The sequence below is a fragment of the Rhodococcus sp. NPDC127527 genome (genome assembly GCF_042672245.1).
In the GTDB taxonomy this organism is placed as follows: domain Bacteria; phylum Actinomycetota; class Actinomycetes; order Mycobacteriales; family Mycobacteriaceae; genus Rhodococcus_G.
The window spans coordinates 529,081-550,121 of record NZ_JBHXVP010000002.1 but is presented as its reverse complement, the minus strand read 5'-3'; the positions used below and the strand labels follow the sequence as shown (position 1 = coordinate 550,121).

The 21,041-nt window shown below is 69.1% G+C and carries 15 protein-coding genes; 8 read left to right on the top strand and 7 right to left on the bottom strand.

The window, feature by feature from the left end:
- Positions 1 to 5: 5 nt before the first annotated feature.
- Together ftsY and ACFVH2_RS05520 are read right to left on the bottom strand one after the other, a co-directional pair.
- Positions 6 to 1,370, bottom strand: coding sequence for a signal recognition particle-docking protein FtsY (ftsY, locus tag ACFVH2_RS05525; protein ID WP_378423051.1), 1,365 nt, complete (start codon positions 1,368 to 1,370; stop codon positions 6 to 8).
- A 64-nt stretch (positions 1,371 to 1,434) separates the two neighbouring features.
- The gene (locus ACFVH2_RS05520; protein ID WP_378423196.1) at positions 1,435 to 2,079 is read right to left on the bottom strand and encodes a TetR/AcrR family transcriptional regulator; all 645 of its coding nucleotides are present in this window, start codon (positions 2,077 to 2,079) and stop codon (positions 1,435 to 1,437) included.
- 200 nt (positions 2,080 to 2,279) lie between these two features.
- On the opposite strand from ACFVH2_RS05520, the gene ACFVH2_RS05515 reads away from it, so the two are divergent.
- From ACFVH2_RS05515 to ACFVH2_RS05490, 6 genes are all read left to right on the top strand, one after another.
- Positions 2,280 to 3,647, top strand: a complete 1,368-nt coding sequence (locus ACFVH2_RS05515) for a flavin-containing monooxygenase (RefSeq protein ID WP_378423049.1) — start codon at positions 2,280 to 2,282, stop codon at positions 3,645 to 3,647.
- Between the two features lie 13 nt (positions 3,648 to 3,660).
- Positions 3,661 to 4,824 carry a serine hydrolase domain-containing protein gene (locus ACFVH2_RS05510; RefSeq protein WP_378423047.1) on the top strand — a complete coding sequence of 388 codons (1,164 nt, stop codon included), beginning with the start codon at positions 3,661 to 3,663 and terminating at the stop codon, positions 4,822 to 4,824.
- Positions 4,821 to 5,861: an NAD(P)-dependent alcohol dehydrogenase gene (locus ACFVH2_RS05505; protein WP_378423045.1), complete on the top strand. Its 1,041-nt coding sequence runs from the start codon at positions 4,821 to 4,823 to the stop codon at positions 5,859 to 5,861. Before ACFVH2_RS05510 ends, ACFVH2_RS05505 begins: the two co-directional genes overlap by 4 nt.
- Before the next feature lie 31 nt (positions 5,862 to 5,892).
- Entirely contained in the window at positions 5,893 to 7,554 is a 1,662-nt protein-coding gene (locus ACFVH2_RS05500; RefSeq protein ID WP_378423043.1) for a class I adenylate-forming enzyme family protein, read from the top strand.
- Positions 7,555 to 7,603: 49 nt separating this feature from the next.
- Entirely contained in the window at positions 7,604 to 9,361 is a 1,758-nt protein-coding gene (locus ACFVH2_RS05495; protein ID WP_378423041.1) for an amidohydrolase family protein, read from the top strand.
- A 61-nt stretch (positions 9,362 to 9,422) separates the two neighbouring features.
- Positions 9,423 to 10,205, top strand: a complete 783-nt coding sequence (locus tag ACFVH2_RS05490) for an SDR family NAD(P)-dependent oxidoreductase (RefSeq protein ID WP_378423039.1) — start codon at positions 9,423 to 9,425, stop codon at positions 10,203 to 10,205.
- Between the two features lie 4 nt (positions 10,206 to 10,209).
- Here ACFVH2_RS05490 and smc read toward each other — a convergent pair whose 3' ends face one another.
- On the bottom strand, positions 10,210 to 13,836 hold the full coding sequence (gene smc / locus ACFVH2_RS05485; protein ID WP_378423037.1) for a chromosome segregation protein SMC: 3,627 nt from the start codon (positions 13,834 to 13,836) through the stop codon (positions 10,210 to 10,212).
- A 68-nt stretch (positions 13,837 to 13,904) separates the two neighbouring features.
- A complete protein-coding gene (locus tag ACFVH2_RS05480; protein WP_378423036.1) occupies positions 13,905 to 14,681 on the bottom strand; it encodes a VOC family protein in 777 nt (258 codons plus the stop codon).
- Positions 14,682 to 14,800: 119 nt separating this feature from the next.
- On the opposite strand from ACFVH2_RS05480, the gene ACFVH2_RS05475 reads away from it, so the two are divergent.
- Both ACFVH2_RS05475 and ACFVH2_RS05470 read left to right on the top strand, forming a co-directional pair.
- Positions 14,801 to 16,354: an APC family permease gene (locus ACFVH2_RS05475; protein WP_378423034.1), complete on the top strand. Its 1,554-nt coding sequence runs from the start codon at positions 14,801 to 14,803 to the stop codon at positions 16,352 to 16,354.
- Between the two features lie 10 nt (positions 16,355 to 16,364).
- Positions 16,365 to 18,083: a DUF222 domain-containing protein gene (locus tag ACFVH2_RS05470; protein ID WP_378423032.1), complete on the top strand. Its 1,719-nt coding sequence runs from the start codon at positions 16,365 to 16,367 to the stop codon at positions 18,081 to 18,083.
- 19 nt (positions 18,084 to 18,102) lie between these two features.
- On the opposite strand, the gene ACFVH2_RS05465 is transcribed toward ACFVH2_RS05470, so the two are convergent.
- The 3 genes from ACFVH2_RS05465 to ACFVH2_RS05455 all read right to left on the bottom strand — a co-directional run bounded on the left by ACFVH2_RS05465 (position 18,103) and on the right by ACFVH2_RS05455 (position 21,040).
- Positions 18,103 to 19,206 carry a serine hydrolase domain-containing protein gene (locus tag ACFVH2_RS05465; protein WP_378423194.1) on the bottom strand — a complete coding sequence of 368 codons (1,104 nt, stop codon included), beginning with the start codon at positions 19,204 to 19,206 and terminating at the stop codon, positions 18,103 to 18,105.
- Positions 19,207 to 19,377: 171 nt separating this feature from the next.
- Positions 19,378 to 19,833, bottom strand: coding sequence for a DUF350 domain-containing protein (locus ACFVH2_RS05460; RefSeq protein WP_378423030.1), 456 nt, complete (start codon positions 19,831 to 19,833; stop codon positions 19,378 to 19,380).
- Positions 19,834 to 19,873: 40 nt separating this feature from the next.
- Entirely contained in the window at positions 19,874 to 21,040 is a 1,167-nt protein-coding gene (locus tag ACFVH2_RS05455) for a glutathionylspermidine synthase family protein (RefSeq protein WP_378423028.1), read from the bottom strand.
- Position 21,041 lies beyond the last annotated feature (1 nt).

Sequence of the window (21,041 nt, the reverse complement as noted above, 5' to 3'; positions counted from 1 at the left end):
CGGTATCAGCCGAGCAGCGCGTCCACGAACGCTTCCGGCTCGAACGGGGCGAGGTCGTCGGCACCCTCCCCCAGGCCCACCAGCTTCACGGGCACGCCGAGTTCGTGCTGGACCTGGAAGACGATTCCGCCCTTGGCGGTGCCGTCGAGCTTGGTGAGCACGACACCGGTGATGTCGACGACCTCGGCGAACACCCGGGCCTGAACCAGGCCGTTCTGGCCGATCGTCGAGTCGAGCACCAGCAGCACCTCGTCCACCGGGGCCTGCTTCTCGACTACCCGCTTGACCTTGCCCAGTTCGTCCATCAGCCCGGTCTTGGTGTGCAGGCGGCCGGCGGTGTCCACGATGACCACGTCGACGCCGGTCTCGATGCCCTTGCTGACCGAGTCGAAGGCGATCGCGGCCGGGTCGGCGCCCTCCTTGCCCCTCACCACCTCGGCCCCGACGCGTTCGGCCCACGTCTGCAACTGATCCGCCGCGGCCGCACGGAAGGTGTCGGCGGCGCCGAGCAGCACGCGGCGCCCGTCGGCGACGAGCACTCGGGCCAGCTTGCCCGTGCTGGTGGTCTTGCCGGTGCCGTTGACGCCGACGACCAGCAGCACACCGGGGGTGGCGTCGTGCGGCAGCGCCCTGATCGATCGATCCATCTCGGGATGCAGCGCGTCGATGAGTACGGCACGCAGCAGCGCTCGGGCCTGCGCCTCGGTCTTGACGTTGCCGCCCGCGATCTCGGCACGAAGCTTGGTGACGATCTCCTGGGTGACCGCGCTGCCCAGGTCCGCGATCAGCAGCGTGTCCTCGATCTCCTCCCAGGAGTCCTCGTCGAGGTCGCCGCCGCCGAGAAGTCCGAGCAGGGACTTGCCGACCGCCGACTGCGAACGTGAAAGTCGGCCGCGGAGCCGCTCCAGCCGGCCTGCAGTCGGTGCGATTTCCTCGATTGCGGGGGCTACGGGAGCCTCCGGCTCGGCCACCTCCGGCTCGACGACCTCCGGCTCGGCCACCTCCGGCTCGACGACCTCCGGCTCGGCCACCTCCGGCTCGACGACCTCCGGCTCGGCCACCTCCGGCTCGACAACCTCCGGCTCGGCCACCTTCGGTTCCACGATCGGCGGCACGACAATCTTCGGCGCCACCGGCTCCGGCGTCGGCTTGGGCGGCGCGGTGGCCGTCGCACCCTGACTGAAGCTGAAACCGCTCTCGGCCTTGTACCCACCGGAGCGGTCCTTGGCCTCGCCCAACGCTTCCGGCGTCGACTTGTCGGTCGGCGCGAGGCTGATCTGCCGTCGGCGGTACAGCAGCGCCCCGACGACGAGGGCAACGAGAAGAACGGCCACGACGGCCGCGATTGCGATCCAGGCTCCGGTAGTCACCGACCCATACTCTCAGGCCCGGGCGACGAGGGTGCACCGCGGTGAGGTGCGTCTGCGGAACCGGTCAGTCGGAGGAGCCGTCACGCATCGCCGGCGCCGACAGGGCCGGGAACCAGATGTCCGTGAGGACCTCCGCGGCGCGCTCACCCGAGACGTCGATCGTTCCGAGCATCGCCCACCTGGTGAAGAACCGTTCGAGCTGCGTCACCAGAAGCTCGACGCGCAGGCGGGCCTCGTCACGCTCGCTCTCCGGCCAGCGCGCGAGGTAGCCGGTCATCGAGTTCGGGAGGGCGATGATTCCTTCGCGTGCGATAGCTCGGAATTCGGGTTCGAGAGCGGTCGCCTCGTCCCAGGCCTGAAGCATGTCCTTGTACGTCTGGAACCACTCGATGGCGCGGGTGATCCAGTCCGTGAACTCGGCACGCGATCCGGTGTCGAGCACACGGTCGAGGTCTTGGTAGAAGGCCAGCGCGGTCGGCGCCATCCCGTCCTGCGCCAGCGCCAACAGGACGTCCACCTTGCCCGGGAAATGCAGGTAGAACGTCGCCCGACTGCACCCGACCTCGGCGACGATGCCGTCGACCGTCACCGCCGCGTAGCCCCGGGCAGCGAAGAGCCCCCGCGCCGATTCCATGAGCTTGGCACGGGTAGCCCGCTTCTGTTCGTCGCGCAACGTGCCGCGCCGGCCTTTGACCTCACCTGTTGCCATACTCACGTCCCCACCCTGTCCCACGTCCACCGATCGGGCAAATCGACTCGTTACTGAACCAACTTTACGTCATTCACTTGACAGTGCGTCAGTCAACGTGAACTATGGCGCACATCACGTTTCAGGGGTCGTGATGGCGGCAGTCATGTCGCCGTCCGCGCTCTGAACGGACCGGCACACCGCACAGAAAGCGATCGCGAATGAGCTCGAGGAACCTGCCGACCGTCTGCGTCATCGGCGCCGGACCGTCCGGCATCACGACCGCGAAGCGGCTGAAGGACTACGGCATCCCGTTCGACTGCTTCGAGGCCTCCGACGAGGTCGGCGGCAACTGGTACTACAAGAACCCCAACGGGATGTCGGCCTGCTACCAGAGCCTGCACATCGACACCTCCAAGTGGCGCCTGGCGTTCGAGGACTTCCCGGTTCCCGCCGAGTGGCCCGACTTCCCACACCACTCGCAGCTGTTCCAGTACTTCAAGGACTACGTCGCCCACTTCGGCCTGCGGGACAGGATCACCTTCAACACCTCCGTCGAGCACGCCGAGCGGGGAGACGACGGGCTGTGGACCGTCACGTTGTCCACCGGCGAGACGCGCGCCTACGACGCGCTGATCGTGTGCAACGGGCACCACTGGGACCCGCGGACCCCGGACTACCCCGGACAGTTCGACGGCACGCTGATCCACAGTCACGAGTACAACGACCCGTTCGACCCGATCGACATGCGCGGCAAGAACGTCGTGGTGGTCGGGATGGGCAACTCCGGCCTGGACATCGCCTCCGAGCTCTCGCAACGCTTCCTGGCCAAGACGCTGACCGTCTCCGCCCGCCGCGGTGTCTGGGTCCTGCCGAAGTACCTGAAGGGCGTGGCCGGAGACAAGATGTCGATGCCGGCGTGGATGCCCCGCCCGCTGTCCATGGCGCTACAACGGCGCTTCCTGAACAAGAACATCGGCACGATGGAGGGCTACGGCCTCCCCAAGCCCGATCACCTGCCCTTCCAGGCGCACCCGTCCGCGAGCGGCGAGTTCCTCGGCAAAGCGGGCTCGGGCGACATCGCGTTCAAGCCCGCGATCACCGCACTGGAGGGCAAGCAGGTGCGCTTCGCCGACGGCAGCACCCTTGACGTCGACGTGATCGTCTGCGCCACCGGCTACCACATCAGCTTCCCCTTCTTCACCGATCCGAACCTGTTGCCCGACAGCGAGAACCGCTTCCCGTTGTTCAAGCGGATGATGAAGCCCGACATCGACAATCTGTTCTTCATGGGCCTCGCGCAGCCGATGCCGACCCTGGTGAACTTCGCCGAGCAGCAGAGCAAGCTCGTCGCCGCCTACCTTGCGGGCCAGTACCTGCCCCCGGCGCCCAGCGAGATGGGCGCCGTCCTCGCCGCCGACGAGGAGTACTACCTCAAGCCGTACTACAAGTCCCCTCGGCACACCATCCAGTGCGAGTTCGACCCGTACGTGCGCAACCTGAAGAAGGAAATCGTCAGCGGCGGCAAGCGCGCCCAGGCCGCCGGCAACACCCTGCCCGTGCCCGCTCGCGCCCTGCAGAACGCCTGAGGGAGGAGATCCGATGACACTGACACACGGCTTCTGCGCGGAGGGTTTCGAGCCTGTCCGCGAGGCACTCGACCAGCAGCTCGCTTCTGGTGAGGAGCTCGGCGCATCCGTCTGCGTGACCGTGGACGGGCAACCGGTCGTCGACATCTGGGGCGGGCACACCGATCAGGACCGCACCGCGGCCTGGGCCGAGGACACGATCGTCAACGTCTTCTCGATCACCAAGACCATGACCGCGCTGAGCGCGCTGCTGCTCGTCGACCGCGGACTGCTGGACCTTGACGAGAAGGTCGCGCACTACTGGCCCGAGTTCGGCGCGAACGGCAAGGCGGACATCGAGATCCGGCACCTGCTCTCGCACACCTCGGGGGTCTCCGGCTGGGAGCGACCGATCGAACTCGAGGACATCTACGACCACGAGGCCGCCAGCGCGCGGCTCGCGACGCAGGCCCCGTGGTGGGAGCCCGGCACCGCGTCGGGATACCACGCGCTCAACTACGGCCACCTCGTCGGCGAGGTGATCCGGCGGGTCGACGGCCGGACCCTCGGTCGGTTCTTCGCCGAGGAGCTGGCCGGGCCGCTGGACGCCGATTTCCACATCGGTACCGGCCCCGAGCATTTCGGCCGGATCGCCCCGCTCGTTCCGCCGCCGGCCCTCGAGTTCGACATGGCCACGCTGGACCAGGACAGCATCCTGGTCAAGACCCTCACCTGCCCCTTGCTGGACTACGAGCGCACCTCGGACCCGGCGTGGCGGCAGGCCGAGATCGGGGCCGCCAACGGGCACGGCAACGCGCGTTCCATCGCCCGGCTGCAGTCGATCGTCTCCGGCGGCGGCGTGCTGGACGGCAAGACCTGGCTGTCACCGGACACCGTCGAGGCGATCTTCCGTGAGCAGGCGGACGGCCTCGACCTGGGGATCATGACGCCGCTGCGGTTCGGGATCGGATACGGGCTGCCGCACGCCCAGACGGTGCCCACCGTCCCCGACGGCAGGGTGTGCTGGTGGGCCGGTCTCGGCGGGTCGTTCGTCGTCAACGACCTCGACCGAGGAGTCACCTTCGCGTACGCGATGAACAAGATGGCGCCCGGGATCATCGGATCCGACCGCGCCTACGCCTACCTGCACGCCACCAACGAGGCCGTTCGATCGGCGCGAAACGAGGTCTCCCTGTGAGAGCACTACAGCTCACCGATCCGGGCGTCATCGAGATCCGGGACGTCCCCGTACCGGAGATCGGCCCGTCCGACCTGTTGATCCGCGTCGGCGCGGCCGGCATCTGCCACTCAGACCTGCACCTGCTGCACTTCCCGGTGAAGATGCGGGAGGAACCGCTCACCATCGGGCACGAGATCGCCGGCACCGTCGAGGCCGTCGGCAGCGCGGTCGACGGGCGGCAGGTCGGCGAGCGCGGGATCGTCTACCTGTGCTGGTCGTGCGGCGTCTGCCGGGAGTGCGTGAGCGGCAACGAGAACGTCTGCCTGGCCGCGGGCCGGACCGCCATGCCGCCGTGCCCCGGCCTCGGCCCGGACGGCGGCATGGCCGAGTACGTCCGGATCCCCGCCCGCTCGTTCGTCCCCATCGGCGACCTGGACTTCCTGCAGGCGGCCCCGATGGCCGACGCCGCGCTCACCAGCTACCACGCCATTCGAGGTGCCAAGGAACATCTGCGTCCCGGGTCGACGGCCGTGGTGATCGGCGTCGGCGGGCTCGGGCACGTCGCCGTGCAGATCCTGCGCGCGCTCAGCGCGGCCCGGATCGTCGCGGTGGACCTCGGCCAGGACCAGCTGGACCTGGCCGAGCGCTGCGGCGCCGACGTCACCCTCGAATCCGGTCCCGACACCGCACGCCAGATCCTCGAGTTGACCGGCGGCCGCGGCGCGGAGGCGGTGTTCGACTTCGTCGGCGTCGACCCCACCGCCCGGACGGCGGTCGAGTCCGTGGCACCCAACGGCGCGTACCGGATGGTCGGGCTCGGCGGCGGCGTCCCCGGCGTGACGGCCGACCCGGCGGGCGGGCCCGGCTGGCCGTGGGGCGCCTCGGTCCGGAAGTCCTACGGCGGCACCAGAAGTGACCTCGTCGACTCCATCGCCCTGGCCCAGTCCGGGCGACTCACCGTCGAGGTCGACCGGTTCGACCTCGACGACGCCCGAGCGGCGTTCGACCGCCTCGAGGCGGGCAAGATCCGCGGACGAGCGGTGCTGGTTCCGTGACCGGGTACGACACGATCCGAAAGGACATGCAGTGACGAAGTCTGTTGACCCCCAGGCCTACATCGCATCCGTGATGGCCGGACTGACGGGCCCGGGCGGACGCTTCGAGCTCGGCGTCGAGAGCGTGCTCGGGGCCGAGATCCCGGTGATGAAGAACCGCGACCGGGCGCTCGGCGACGTCCTGAGGGCCTCGCTCTCCTACGGTGACCGGGACTACCTGGTCACCGAGGATCGCCGGATGAGCTACGCGGAACACGGGTCCGCCGCCGCCGCGTTCGCGACCGCGCTGCGCGAGCGGTACGGCGTCGGCAAGGGCGACCGCATCGGCATCCTGGCCGCCAACACCCCCGAATGGCTCGTCGCCTTCTGGGCGGCACAGTCACTCGGCGCGATCGCCGTCGGCTTCAATGCCTGGTGGGCGCCGCGTGAGGTCGAGTACGGCATCGACCACACCAAGCCCACCGTCGTGGTCGCCGACGCCAAGCGCGCCGCGCTGCTGGGCGAGCTCGGCGCCGACGTCCCCGTGCTGACGATGGAGGAGGACGTCCCGCGTCTGGTCGCCGAGTTCGCCGGTTCCGACCTGCCGCGCACCGACGTGGACGAGGACGATCCGGCGCTGATCCTCTACACCAGCGGGACCAGCGGCCGACCCAAGGGCGCCGTGCACTCGCACCGAAACGTGCTCGCCACCATCGACTACCACCGGTTCAGCGATGCGCTCGCCGCCGCGTTCACCGGCGGCGACCCGAACTCGGACGCCCCGAGCGACCGGCGTTACCTGCTCACCTCGCCGCTGTTCCACATCGCCAGCCTGCACAACCTGGCCGTGCCCCGGCTGGCCACGGGCGGCGCGGTGGTGATCTACCAGGGCTCGTTCGACGTGGACCGGATGCTCCGACTGGTCGAACGCGAGCGCGTGACCAACTGGGCCGCCGTCCCCACCATGGCGAATCGTCTGCTCGAGCACGAGGACCTGTCGCGTTACGACCTCTCCTCCGTCACCGCGTTCGCGCTGTCGGCGGCGCCGTCGTCGGCGGCGTTCCAGGACCGCCTGCGCGAGAAGGTGCCGTTCGCGCGCAACTCCCTCGTCGACAGCTACGGCCAGACCGAGAGCGCCACCGCGATCTCCGTCGCCACCCCCCTCGATCTGGCGGCGTTCCCCGGCACGCTCGGCCGGCCCATCATCGGGGTCGCGGTGGAGGTCCGGGACCCGTTCGGGGAGAAGGTCCCCGACGGGGTGGAGGGCGAGATCTGCGCGCGCAGCCCCTACGTGATGCTCGGCTACTGGGACAACCCCGAGGCCACCGCCGCGGCGATCACCGAGGACCGCTGGCTGCGCACCGGCGACTTCGGTGTGATCGAGAACGGCATGGTCCGGCTCACCGGGCGACGGTCGGACCTGATCCTGCGCGGTGGCGAGAACGTGTACCCGATGGAGATCGAGCAGTGCCTGGACGAGCACCCCGAGATCCTCGAGTGCGCGGTGATCGGCGTGGACCACCCCGACCTCGGCCAGGAGGTGGCCGCGGTCGTCGTAACGCGGTCGGAGGGCGCCCTGACGGAGGAGGAGCTGCGGGCCTTCGCCGGCGAACGCCTCGCCTACTTCAAGGTCCCGGCTCGATGGCGGATCACCACGGTTCCGTTGCCGCGCAACGCGACCGGCAAGACGATGCGCACCGAGGTCGTGCTCTGATGAACCTCTGCTTGAAAGCCGACAACGTTCGAGAATGGGGTGGACTGCGATGAGCTACGACGTGATCATCAAGAACGGCCGGTGGTTCGACGGCACCGGCGCGAGGTCCGAGACCCGGAACCTCGGCATCCGTGACGGGCGGGTGGCCGCGGTGTCGGTCGAGGCGCTCGACGAGGCGGACTGTCCGCAGGTGGTCGATGCCGCCGGGAAGTGGGTCATCCCGGGCATGGTCGACATCCACACCCACTACGACGTCGAGGTCATCCTGAGCCCGGGCCTGAAAGAGTCGGTGCGGCACGGCGTCACCTCGATCTTCCTGGGGTCGTGCTCGCTGTCGGCGGTCCATGCCGGTCCCTCCGATGCGGGCGACCTGTTCGGCCGGGTCGAGGCCATCCCGCGCAAGCACGTGGTCGACACGCTCGCCGAGTCCCAGACCTGGACCTCGGCGCACGAGTACGTGGAGGCGATCGAGGCGCTGCCGTTGGGCCCGAACGTGGCCTCCTTCATCGGCCATTCGGACATCCGTGCTGCGCAGATGGGGCTGGACCGGGCGACCCGCAAGGACGTCAAGCCCACCCCTGCCGAACTCGACGCGATGGCGGCCAAACTCGAGGAGGCGCTCGACGCGGGCTTCATCGGCATGTCCTCGCAGGAACTGCTGTTCGACAAGCTCGACGGCGAGGTCTGCCGGTCCCGGACCCTGCCGTCGACGTACTCGACGCGGCGCGAACGTCGACGGCTCAGTTCGATCCTGCGACGCCGGGGGCGGGCGTTGCAGGCCGGCCCGGACGTGGGCCGCCCGCAGTCCATGGTCGCGTTGGCGCTGAGCAGCGTGGGACTCTTCCGCCGCCCGTTGAAGGTGAGCCTGCTCTCGGCCGCCGACGTCAAGGCGATACCGGCGGTGGCGCAGGTCTTCCCGGCGATGGCAAAGGCCGTCAACGGGATGCGCGGCGACTTCCGGTGGCAGCACCTGCCCGTGCCCTTCGAGGTGTACTCCGACGGCATCGACCTGCCGGTCTTCGAGGAGTTCGGGTCCGGGGCCGCGGCACTGGACCTGTCCAACCAGCTCGAGGCGCGGAGCGCGCTGCTGGCCGACGAGTCCTACCGCCGGCGATTCCGCAAGGACTACGACAAGAAGTACGGACCGCGGGTCTGGCACCGCGACTTCTTCGACGCCGAGATCGTCGAGTGCCCGGACGAATCGGTGATCGGCAAGACCTTCGGTCAGGTCGGGGTCGACCGGGGTGGGGTGCACCCGGTGGATGCGTTCCTCGACCTCGTCGTCGAGTACGGAACCAAGGTCAGGTGGCGCACCACGATCTCGAACCACCGGCCCGAGGTGCTCAACAAGTTCGCCTCCGATCCCGGTATCCAGCTGGGCTTCTCCGATGCGGGTGCGCACCTGCGCAACATGGCCTTCTACAACTTCGGGCTCCGCCTGCTGCGTCGCGTGCACGACGCCGAGCGAGCGGGGAATCCGTTCATGTCGGTGGAGCAGGCCGTGCACCGGCTCACCGGCGAGCTCGCCGACTGGTACGACCTCGACGCCGGGCACCTGCGCGAGGGTGACCGCGCAGACGTCGTGGTGATCGACCCGGCGCACCTCGACGCCTCACTCGACGCCTACGCCGAGTGCCCGGTGCCCGAGTACGACGGCCTCTCCAGGATGGTGAACCGGAACGACGACGCGGTGTCCGCGGTGTTCGTCGGTGGCGAATGCGTTGTCCGAGAAGGGGAGCCGACGCCCGTACTCGGCACCCGGCGAACAGGACGGTTCCTGCGCGCCGGAGGACACACGACCCGATGACCACAACCATCGACGGAGTGGGACAACCACAGTGTGGGACAAACGAAGTGGAGACGATTCTGTGAGCGATGACAGGTTTTCCGGCCTCACCGCGGTGGTCACCGGCGCGGCATCGGGCATCGGCGAGGCCATCACCGCGCGACTGCTGGCCGAGGGCGCGAACGTCGTCGGCATCGACCTCGCGCGCGACACTCTCGACGGGATGGCGGACGAGTTCGGCCGGTCCTTCCTGCCCGCCCCCGCGGATGTCACCGTTGAGGCGCAGGTCGCGGCCGCAATCGACACGGCCGCCGCAAGGTTCGGCCGGGTGGACCTCGCATTCAACGTCGCGGGCGCCTCCCGGGTCGGGGCGATCGTCGACCTCGACGAGGCCGACTGGAACTTCACGATCGACCTCGTGCAGAAGGGCGTGTTCCTGTGCACCAAGCACGCGGCCCGACACATTCGCGCGTCCGGGCGGGGCGGCGCCATCGTGAACGTGTCGTCGCTCAACGCCCTCGTGCCCATGCCGGCCGGCAGCCCCTATTCGACGGGCAAGGCCGGTGTGGTGATGTTCAGCAAGACGGCCGCAGTCGAGTTGGCGCCCGACCGCATCCGCGTCAACGCGGTGCTGCCCGGCCTGGTCGACACTCCGCTGGTCGCCCCGGTCATGGCCTACGAGCCGGCGCGCGAGATGTTCCTCGAACGCATCCCGGCGGCACGCCCGGCCACACCCGAGGAGATCGCCGGACCGTGCCTGTACCTGGCCAGCGACGACGCGAGCTACATCACCGGCGCGAGCCTGGTCGTGGACGGCGGATGGGAGCTGACCAACTACCCCGACCTGCGCAAGCTCGGGGGGTGAGGGGTCACAGCGGCTGCGCGGCCGGCTCCGCGGTGGCCAGATTCTGCCCGCGCAGCCGCTGTGAGATCACCTGGGTGATGCCGTCGCCGCGCATGCTCACGCCGTAGAGGGCGTCGGCGACCTCCATCGTCGGCTTCTGGTGCGTGATGACGATCAGCTGCGACTTCTCGCGCAACTGCTCGAACAGACCGATCAGGCGACGCAGGTTGGTGTCGTCGAGTGCCGCCTCGACCTCGTCCATCACGTAGAACGGGGACGGTCGCGCGCGGAAGATCGCCACCAGCATCGCCACGGCGGTGAGCGACTTCTCGCCACCGGACAGCAGCGAGAGGCGCTTGACCTTCTTGCCGGGCGGGCGGGCCTCGACCTCGATTCCGGTGGTCAACATGTCGCCGGGGTCGGTGAGCACCAGGCGGCCCTCGCCCCCGGGGAACAGTTTGGCGAACACCCCGACGAACTCGCGCTCGACGTCCGTCCAGGCCTCGGTGAACACCTGCAGGATTCGGGCGTCGACGTCCGCGACGACACCGAGCAGGTCCTTGCGGGCGTTCTTGACGTCTTCGAGTTGGGTGGACAGGAAGTTGTATCGCTCCTCGAGCGCGGCGAACTCCTCGAGCGCGAGCGGATTGACCTTGCCGAGCGTCGCGAGGTCCTTCTCGGCGCGTTTGGCCCGGCGTTCCTGGGTGGCGCGGTCGTAGGGCATCGGGGCGGGCGCGACCACCTGCTCGCCGCGCTCGCGGGCTTCTTCGTACTCGGCCATCTCCAGCGCGGAGGGCGGCAGCGGCACCTCCGGCCCGTACTCGGCGACCAGGTCCTCGAGGCCGATGCCGTGCTGCTCGGAGATGGTCGCCTCGAGCTGCTCGATGCGGGTCGCGGCCTGGGCTCGGGCCACCTCGTCGCGGTGCACGGCGTCGGTCAGTGCGGCGAGGGCGGCGGTGTACTGACGCACCCGCTCCTTGACGGCCTCGAGCTGCTGGGACCGTTCGGTCCGCTGGCGGGTCAGCTCGTCGCGGTGAGCGACGGCCGAGGCGACCACGGTCTCGAGGTGCGCCGCGACGCGCTGTCCGGACTCGGCCACGGCCGCGGCCACCGCGGCCGCGTTCTGCCGGGCCGCCATCGCGCGTTCGGCGCGAGCGCGGGCGTCGCGTTCGGCCTGCGCCGCACGCCGAAGCGAATCCGCCTTTCCGCGAACGGATTCGGCACGTTCCTCCGCGGTGCGCAAGGTCAGCCGCGCCTCGACCTCGACCGCGCGGACCTCGGCGACCGCGGCGGCCGCGGCCTCCCGCTCGCCGCTGCTCGGGTCGCTGTCGGCCGGGTCGCCGTCCGCGGACTGCTCCTGCTGGGCCAGCGCGAGGCGTTCCTCGAGTTCACGCAGCGCCGCGACCGATTCCTCGCGGCCTGCCTCGGCGGTGGCGCGCTGGGCGGCGAGCCGATCCGACTCGGCGTGCGCGGCCCGGGCCACCTGGCCGAGCCGTCCCAACTGCTCGTAGATGGCGGACATCGCGGCGTCGGACTCGTTGAGGGCGGCCAACGCCTGCTCCGCCGTCTCGGCTCGGTCCGCGCGCTCGGCCTCGGCGCCCGCCAACGCGGCGGCCAGTTCTTCGGCGCGACGCTCGGCATCGGCGAGTCCGGCGGTGGAGGTGTCGATGGCGGACTGCACCTCGAGGGTGGAGGGCCTGCGGTCCGAACCGCCGGTCATCCAGCCGGCGCCGGCCAGGTCGCCGTCACGGGTGACCGCACGCAGATGCGGCTGCGCGGCAACGAGTTCCGCGGCGGCATCGAGATCATCGACCACCGCGACGGCGCCGAGCAGGGCGGTCAACGCACCGGCCATGTCGGCAGGGTGGTCGATCAGCTCCAGCGCCCGATACGCCCCCTCGGGCAGCCGGTCGGGGTCGGTGGTTGCGGGCACCGTCGCGGTGCCGCCGATGACGAGCGCCGCACGCCCACCGTCACCGGCCTTGAGCGCGCTCACCGCCGCGCGCGCCGCGTCCACGGAGTGCGCCGCGACGGCGTCGGCGGCGGGTCCGAGGGCCGCAGCGATCGCCACCTCGAAACCCGAACGGATACGCAGCAAACCGGCCAGCGGGCCCACGAGGCCGTCGCCGGTGTGGTGCTCGACGAGCCAGGCGGCACCGTCCTTCTGCTGCAGGCCGATCGAGAGGGCGTCGATGCGGGCGCGCAGCGAGGCAACCTCCTGCCCGGCGGCTCTCTCCGCGTCCTGCAGCTCGCTCACCCGGGCGGTCGCCGACTCGAGCGCGGCGGTGGCACGTTCGTGGTGCGAGTCCAACCCGAGTTCGCCCGCGTCGAGGTCGCCGATCTTCTCCTGGACGGTCTCGAACTCGGACTGCGCGGCGTCACCACGGGCGCGAGCCTCGTCGATGGCCACCGAGAGTCGCGCGACCTCGGAGTCCACGGAATCGGCCCGGCTGCGGAGGGTGTCGACCTGACCCGAGAGGCGGGCGAGGCCCTCGCGGCGGTCCGCGATCGCGCGCACCGCGGCCAGGTGGGCACGCTCGGCGGCGGCGGACGCCTCCTCGTAGTGGGTCAGCTGCTCCTTCGCCGCGTCGAGGGTCGCCCTGGCGATCTCGAGCGCCTCGAGCAGTTCGGCCTCCTCGGCCGCCACCCGCTCGGCCTGCGCCTCGAGCTGGTCGGGATCCTGCCCGCGACCGACGGTGGGCGCGGAGTCGAGGTGCCGGGCACGTTCGGCGGCGATCCGGATGGTCGCGTTGACCCGTTCGGCGAGAGCGGAGAGCTGGAACCAGGTCTGGCCCGCGGCCTCCGCTCCCGGGGTCAGTCGGGCGAGAGCCTGCTCGTGCTGGCCGAGTTCGGTGGATGCGGCCTCGAGTTCGGCCTGCACGTGCTCCTGCTGGGCGCGCGCCATCGCCTCGTCCTGGGCTTGTGAGGCCATCTCGGTACGACGGGTGACGAGGTCGTCGGCGACGAGTCGCAGCCGGGCGTCGCGCAGGTCGGCCTGCACGGTCTGTGCTCGACGCGCCACCTCCGCCTGCCTGGCAAGTGGTTTGAGCTGTCTGCGCAGCTCGGTGGTCAGGTCGGTGAGGCGGGCCAGGTTGGCCTGCATGGCGTCGAGCTTGCGGACCGCTTTTTCCTTGCGCTTGCGGTGCTTGAGGACGCCTGCGGCCTCTTCGATGAACGCCCGCCGGTCCTCGGGGCGGGACTCGAGGATCGCGGCGAGCCGGCCCTGCCCGACGATCACGTGCATCTCACGTCCGATGCCGGAGTCGGACAGCAGTTCCTGCACGTCCATCAACCGGCACGACGAGCCGTTGATCTCGTACTCGCCGGCACCGTCGCGGAACATCCGGCGAGTGATGGAGACCTCGGAGTACTCGATCGGCAGCGCACCGTCGCTGTTGTCGATCGTCAACGTCACCTCGGCTCGGCCGAGCGCGGCCCGGCCGGTGGTACCGGCGAAGATGACGTCCTCCATCTTGCCGCCGCGCAGCGCCTTGGCGCCCTGCTCACCCATCACCCAGGTGAGGGCGTCGAGGATGTTCGACTTCCCGGACCCGTTCGGCCCGACGACACAGGTGATGCCGGGCTCGAATCGCAGAGTCGTCGCGGATGCGAAGGACTTGAAGCCCTTCAGCGTCAGACTCTTGAGATGCATGGCGAAAGACGTTACTGCACCGCACCGACCGAATCGGCCATTGAACCCCCGGGACCGCCCCCCCCGGATTACCCCTGGCCCCCCGGAAGCGGAGCACCCACCGTGAACTTCGCCCCGAACGGATCGGTGACCTCCGCGGTCCGCCCGTACGGCATGTCCGTCGGGTTCAGCGCCGTGCCCCCGTTCGCACGGGCGGCGGCGACGGCCGCATCGGCGTCGGCGACCTGGAACAGCGTGCCCCAGGCCGACGCGGGCGCCGTCGGGTCTCCCAGGATGCCGCCGATCTCGTGCCCGTCGGGTCTGCGCAGGAACGTGAAGTCCATGCCGGGCAGGTCATCGTTTCCGTCCAACGTGAAGTCGAACACCTTGGCGTAGAACTCGCGTGCCGGGCCCGGGTTCGGCGTCACCAGGTCGTTGCGGAGCAGCGTGTTCGGCTCGTTCACCAGTTCACAGCCGACGTGCGCGAACCCCTGCCACAGTCCGAACTGTGCGCCGGACGGGTCCCGCACGATCGCCATCCGTCCCTCGCCCATCACGTCCATCGGCTCCGCCAGCACGATGCCACCCGCGTCGGTGGCCCGCGCAACCGTCTCGTCCACGTCGGCGGTGGCGAGGTAGACGCTCCACCAGAAGTCCGTCGCGCTGGGGTCGGGATTCGGCATCAGGGCGGCGACCTTCTTGCCCCGCAGCAGACACATCGTGTACCGCCCGACCTCCTCGGGGCCGACGTCGAACTCCCACCCGAACACCGAGCCGTAGAACGACATCGCTCGGTCGAGGTCGGGGATGCCCAGGTCAATCCAGGTGGGGGTGCCCAGAGGTTGGTTCGTCGTGACGGCGCTCATCGCTACTCCTGAAATGTCGGGACTCGCTCGTGAACTGTCGACTGCGCTCTCGACGCTAGCCGCCCGCACCGACAAGGACGAGGTGAAGCGCACCTCGCGGGTGCACTAATCTGCCCCGAGTGATCGACGACTCGGCGGGAACCGCCAAAGGACTGCGGACCGGCGCACTGAGCCTGACTTCGAGCGTGGTGATCGGCGTCGCCTCCGCCGGTCCCGCCTACAGCATCGCGGCGACACTGGGTCTCGTCGTCGCGGCCGTGGGCCTGCAGGCGCCGATCGTGGCCCTGCTCGCGTTCGTGCCGATCCTGTTCGCCGCCCTCGGCTACAAGGAACTCAACGCCGCCGATCCGGACTGCGGGACCACCTTCGTCTGGGCGACCCGCGCCTTCGGTCCGGCCTGGGGCTGGATGTCGGGTTGGGCGATCGTGGTGGCGGACGTGCTGGTGATGGCGAGCCTGGCGCAGGTCGCGGGCCAGTACACCTTCCTCATGTTCGGCGCCGAGGGCATCGGGCACGACCCGACCAACGTCTGGGTCCTGACGCTGGGCGTCGTGTTCATGGTGGCCATGACGCTCCTGTGCTTTCGCGGCATCGACATTTCCGCGCGATTCCAGTCCGTCCTGCTCACGGTCGAGTTCGTCGCGCTGGTCCTGTTCGCGGCGGTGGCGCTGGTCCGGGTGTGGCTGGGCAACGCGGGGGCGGGCGCGCTGTCACCGCAGTGGAGTTGGTTCAACCCCCTGGAGATCGGTTCGTTCTCCACGTTCGTCAACGCGATTCTGCTGATGGTGTTCATCTACTGGGGTTGGGACTCGGTGGTCTCGGTCAACGAGGAGACGGTCGACGCCCGGCGCACCCCCGGCCGGTCCGCGGTGATCTCGACCGTGATTCTCGTCGCGCTCTACGTTCTGGTCACCGTCGCCGCCCAGTCCTTCGCGGGCGTCGGAGAGGAGGGCACCGGGCTGGCGAACCCGGAGCACTTCGACGACTTCTTCGCCGCTCTGGGCACCGCGGTGTTCGGTGAGGGTCTGCTCGGGCAGGTGCTGATGCATGTCCTGCTGCTGATGATCCTGACGTCCGCGATCGCGTCCACCCAGACCACGATCCTGCCGACCGCGCGCACGACGTTGTCGATGGGCGTGTTCAAGGCGCTGCCCGACAGTTTCGCCCGGGTGCATCCCCGTTTCCTCACCCCGACCGTGTCCACGCTGGCGATGGGTGCGGTCTCCGCCGTGCTGTACGTCGCCTTCAACTTCGTCTCGGAGGGCGGCCTGGTCTTCGACGCGGTGTCGGCGGTCGGCATCTCGGTGGGGTTCTACTACGGCATGACCGGGCTCGCCTGTGCGTGGCTGTACCGCGACACTCTGCGACGCAGCACACGGGACCTGTTGATGCGCGGGATCTTTCCGCTACTCGGTGGCGCGATGCTGCTGTTCGCCGCCGGCTGGACAGCAGTGACCTCGTTCTCGGGGACGTCGGGCGAAACCAGCCTGGCGATGCCGTTCGCGCCGCATTGGCACGTGGGCGGCGTGTTCATCCTCGGAGTCGGTTCGATGGTGCTCGGCCTGCCCTTGATGTGGTGGTGGCGCAGCCGGGAGCGGGCGTTCTTCGACGGCGCGACCATCGAGCGCGGGTTGCCCCCGAAGACCCTGGTGCAGACGGCCCATACGGCGTAACATAGAACACATGTTCGACTCGACGGACGCGCCGACATCACCTCTGGGACTGCTCGACGCCGTCCCGGGCACCGAGTGGGCAGACGTACTGATCGAGCAACACGCGACGATCGCCCGACATCAGTTTCTCCAAATCGAAGCCGTCACCACCCTGTACCTCGCCCGCTGCGAAGAGGACGCCCGACGCGGCAAGAACGAAGCCGTCCAAGGCGAATTCGCGAACATCGAGGTCGCAGGTATGCTCCACGTCACCGAAGGCACCGCTCTGGCGATGATCGACCTCGGCTGCACCCTGCGTTGGCGCCTACACCGCGTTCGCGCACTGTTCGCCGCCGGGCGAATCGACCTCGCCCAGACCACCGCCATCGCCGACGCCCTCGCCAACGTCCCCGACGACAAACTCGACGAGATCGAACGGCTCCTGGTCGAAGGTGCCGAACGGATGACGGGTCCGAATCTGCGCACCAAGGCGCGGCGCCTGATCGCCCGGCACGATCCCGACGGCGCCCGCCGACGCCGCGAACTCGCCGAAGCCGACCGCGACATCCGTATGCACGCCACCGACGACGGCATGACCCGGGTCGACGGACTTCTGCCCGCCGCCGGAGCCCAAATCCTCGCTATGCGACTACGCCGAATGACCTTCGACGTCTGTTGCCACGACCCGCGAACCTTCGCCCAACGCCGCGCCGACGCACTCGTCGCCCTCGGCGCCGGAGCGACCACCCTCGCGTGTCGCTGCGGGCACGACGACTGCACCGGACGTGTCGACTCCACCGAAAACGCAGAACCCTGTTCGACCGAGATGGCTGCTGAGCACGGCGCGGACGCGAAGAAGGGACCAACTCCGCCATCACTGCCAAAGGCCACCATCACCGTCGGCGTCAACGCCATGACCCTGCTCGGCCTCGACGACCTCCCCGGCTATCTCGCAGGGCACGGCCCGATCGATGCCGAGCTCGCCCGCGATATCGCTACTGACGGAACCTGGCGAAAGGTCCTCACCCTCACCGAAAGCGACCGCGAACTACTCCTCGACGCCCTCGCCGCCACCGATCACGACCCCGACACCGCGTCGCTCATGGGCATGCGCACAGGCACCCCCTCCCCCGGCCACATCCTCGGCATCAGCCGCGCCCTCACGGCGGCAGGCATCACCCCCACCGCCATCCGAGAACGCACCAAGTCACGACGCGAGGCCCTCACCTACCGACCGTCCGCACGTCTCGCCGAGATCATCCGCACCAGGGACGGGACCTGCCGGTTTCCCGGATGCACAGCCCGCGCAAGCAACTGCGACATCGACCACACCGTCCCCTTCGACCACCACAACCCACGACACGGTGGCCCCACCGTCGAACACAACCTCGCCTGTCTCTGCCGCACCCACCACCGGCTCAAGACCGAAGGACGCTGGAAGGTAAGACAACTCGGCGCCGGACTACTCGAGTGGACCGACCCCCACGGCACCACCACCATCACCACACCCGACGGCGCCTTCAGCACAGCCGAGGCGAACCCCACCGACACCCCGTTCGGACCGCTCACCGACGAGGCAACCCTCGATCGCCTCTTCGGACCACACCGCGGCCGTGGCGCCGAGGACGACCTCGAATACCTCCTCGACGCCCACGTACCGAACTGGCGCACCACACGCGACGAGCGACAACCCCGCGCCGTCCACTACACCGGCTCCACCTGTCGAATACCCCAGCCCGCACCGTTCTGAGCAGGGGGTGACCGACGCGTCAGTTCTCTCGCATCCGACGCAACAGGTCCGCCGCCGGCCGTTCTTTCAACCCTGCCGAGTCCTGCAGGACGACGATCGCCGCGCCGTGCGCGCGGTCGAGCATGACAATGCCCGAGAATCCGCCGGTACCACCGGAATGCATGGTGTAGTCCACACCGTCGATCGTCGCGATCGCCCACGCGTAGCCTCGTCGCAGAGTCGGCGTATCCGACCACCGCGGTCGCAACGCGGCCATCCCCGGCGCCTCCTCGCGCAGCAGTGCCCGCGCGTACGAGACCATGTCGCCGACCGTCGACCGCGCACCGCCGCACGGCGCGTATGCCCCGATCGTCCACGGCGCCTGGGCACGACCGTTCTCGTCGACCCCGGTGCTCGCACCGGCCGGCAGGTCGCCACGAGTCAGCGGCACCCACGTCCGCTCCAACCCGAGCGGTTCGAGGACCCGCGCCTTCAGCAGTGTCACGAAGTCGGTGTTCGCGGCCGATGCCAGCGCTTGGCCGAGCAGCGCATACCCGAAGGACGAGTACCGAAATGTGCCCCTGAAGATCAGCGGCGCCAGCCTGGCCTGCGCAAGCAGCTGCTCGCGGTCGAACGGGAACGGATTGCCGCCGTTGAGCTTCCAGTCGATTCCGCCCGCGATCATGTCGGGAGTGGTCGCGAACTCGAGCAATCCCGACCGGTGTCCGGCCAACTCCTCGAGCGTGACGTCGGCCACGGCCGAGCCTTGGACCGGCAGCAACGCGCCGAGTCGCGTGTCGGCACGGACCTCCCCACGATCCAGCGCGACCGCGAGGAGCTCCCCGGTGAACGTCTTGGTGATCGACCCGATCTCGTACTCGCCCGCATCGCGCGACCCCAGGTGCGCACGCGTACTGCCCGACGCGTCCACATACGCGACGTCGACCGAGCGGTCGGCGGCGGGAGAGAGCAACTCCCGTGCGAGCTGCTCGAGCCGCGACTGGCGCTCCTCCACGTCACCGATCGACGCCGTCGCGGTGCCGGCGCCTCCAACCAGCACCGACACCGCCACGAGTGCAGCGGCGGACAAGCCGCGCAGACGACGCGTGACCCGCTCGGACAGTCCAGATCTCAGATGACGCATGTACGTCACGCCTCCCCCATCGGGAACGCCAGGTTCGCAGGTTCCACGCCTCGCCCCCCGGGCAAGACACCACGCGACACAGTCGCTCATATGCACGAATACCGATACCTCCAGGAGGTATCGGTGTTGCCGTGCAGGACGTTACGCCTGCCTCGACACGAGGTGCAGGACCTACAGGATCGCGACCGCCACCACGAGTCCGAGCGCGAGATGGGCGGCGGCGACCACCAACACCTCCGGGGTGAACCTCTCCCGGGCAAGAACCTCACCGATGTCGATGCCGGTCACCAACTCGACGAAGCGGACCGAGAACACCTGTGCGGCAATACCGACCAGGCCGAACACGAAGCTGTAGATCAGGCCCTCGACCAACCTGCCGGACGAGGCGTAGATCGCGAGCACGATGATCAGCGCCATGCTCACCATCCCCGATGCGGTGACGATCGCGGCGTTCGGCCGGCCGGCACGGACCAGGTCCCGGAGCTTGCCGGGGGTGGTCCAGTCGATGGCGAAGAATCCGAGCACCATCAGCGCCAGCCCGAGGATCGCGTACAACACGATCGCCGACACGCCCCGTCCGAGAGTCGACCAGTAGTCGCTACCCAGTGCCACCACTGTTGTGGTCATGTCGGGCTCCGTTTCGTCCGCGTTCGGCGTGACAGTGCTGTCACTGCTTGGGAATTCGATGTGGCACGAAGGCTGCGCCGTCGTCGGTCACCAGGCCGGCGGTCTCCCGGATCCCCAGGCCCGCGGCCTCGTCGCCGACGATCCACGCACCGAGTGCCGGTCGCATGCCGTCGAACTCGGGCAGGGGGTCGAGCAGTTGGTACACGAAGCCCTCCTCGCCGTAGATCCCGCCGGTGCTGGTGTCCATCCCGGCGCCGACGATCGAGACGTTCGCACCCTCACGCCCGAGCTTGGGTTTGCGCACGTACTCGGTGAGCTCATTCGGGTCGTCCAGGTAGGCCGGCAACAGGTTCGGGTGGCCGGGGTACATGCCCCACAACACCGCGAGGATCGCCTTGTTGCTCAGCAGCGTCTTCCACAGCGGCTCGATCCACATCGTCTCGGGCAGCAGTTCGAGTGCCCGCTTGCCGAATTCGTCGTCGAGGACCCATTCCCACGGGTAGAGCTTGAACAGCGATGAGATCGGCGCCTCCTCGAGATCGACGAAGCGATGCAGTTCGCTGTCGAACCCGATCTCCTCGATGGGCAGTGCCACCGTGTCGAGACCTGCCTCCGCCGCACACTCCTGCATGTATGCCACCGTGACGTTGTCCTCGCCGCTGGCGTCGGCACTCGACCACGCGAAATGCAGGTCCGCACTGGGCAACTGCTGACGGATCTCCGTCCACCGCTCGACGAGCCGCTCGTGCAGCGAGTTCCACTGGTCGTCGCCGGGATGCGCATCGGTCAGCCAGTGCCATTGCAGGATCGACGCTTCCAGCAAGGTCGTCGGAGTGTCGGCGTTGTACTCGAGCAGTTTCGCGGGCCGCCGCCCGTCGTAGCGCAGGTCGAACCGCCCGTAGACGTGCGGATCGCCGCGACGCCAGGACTCGGCGATCGGCTCCCAGGTCCACTCGGGCAGGCCGAAGTCCCGGTACCGCTCGGTGAGGATGACCTGCTCGACCGCGTTGAGGCACATCGAGTGCAGCAGTTCGACATCCGCCTCGAGGGCGAGGATCTCGTCCATCTCGAAGGCGTAGTGGACCGACTCGTCCCAGTACGGGCGCTCCGAACCGTCCGCCATGCGCGCTGGACTGCCGTACACCATGCCCTGTGCGGCCACGGTCTCTTGCCACCCCGGCCGAGGGGTGCCCCGAAGTCTGCGCACG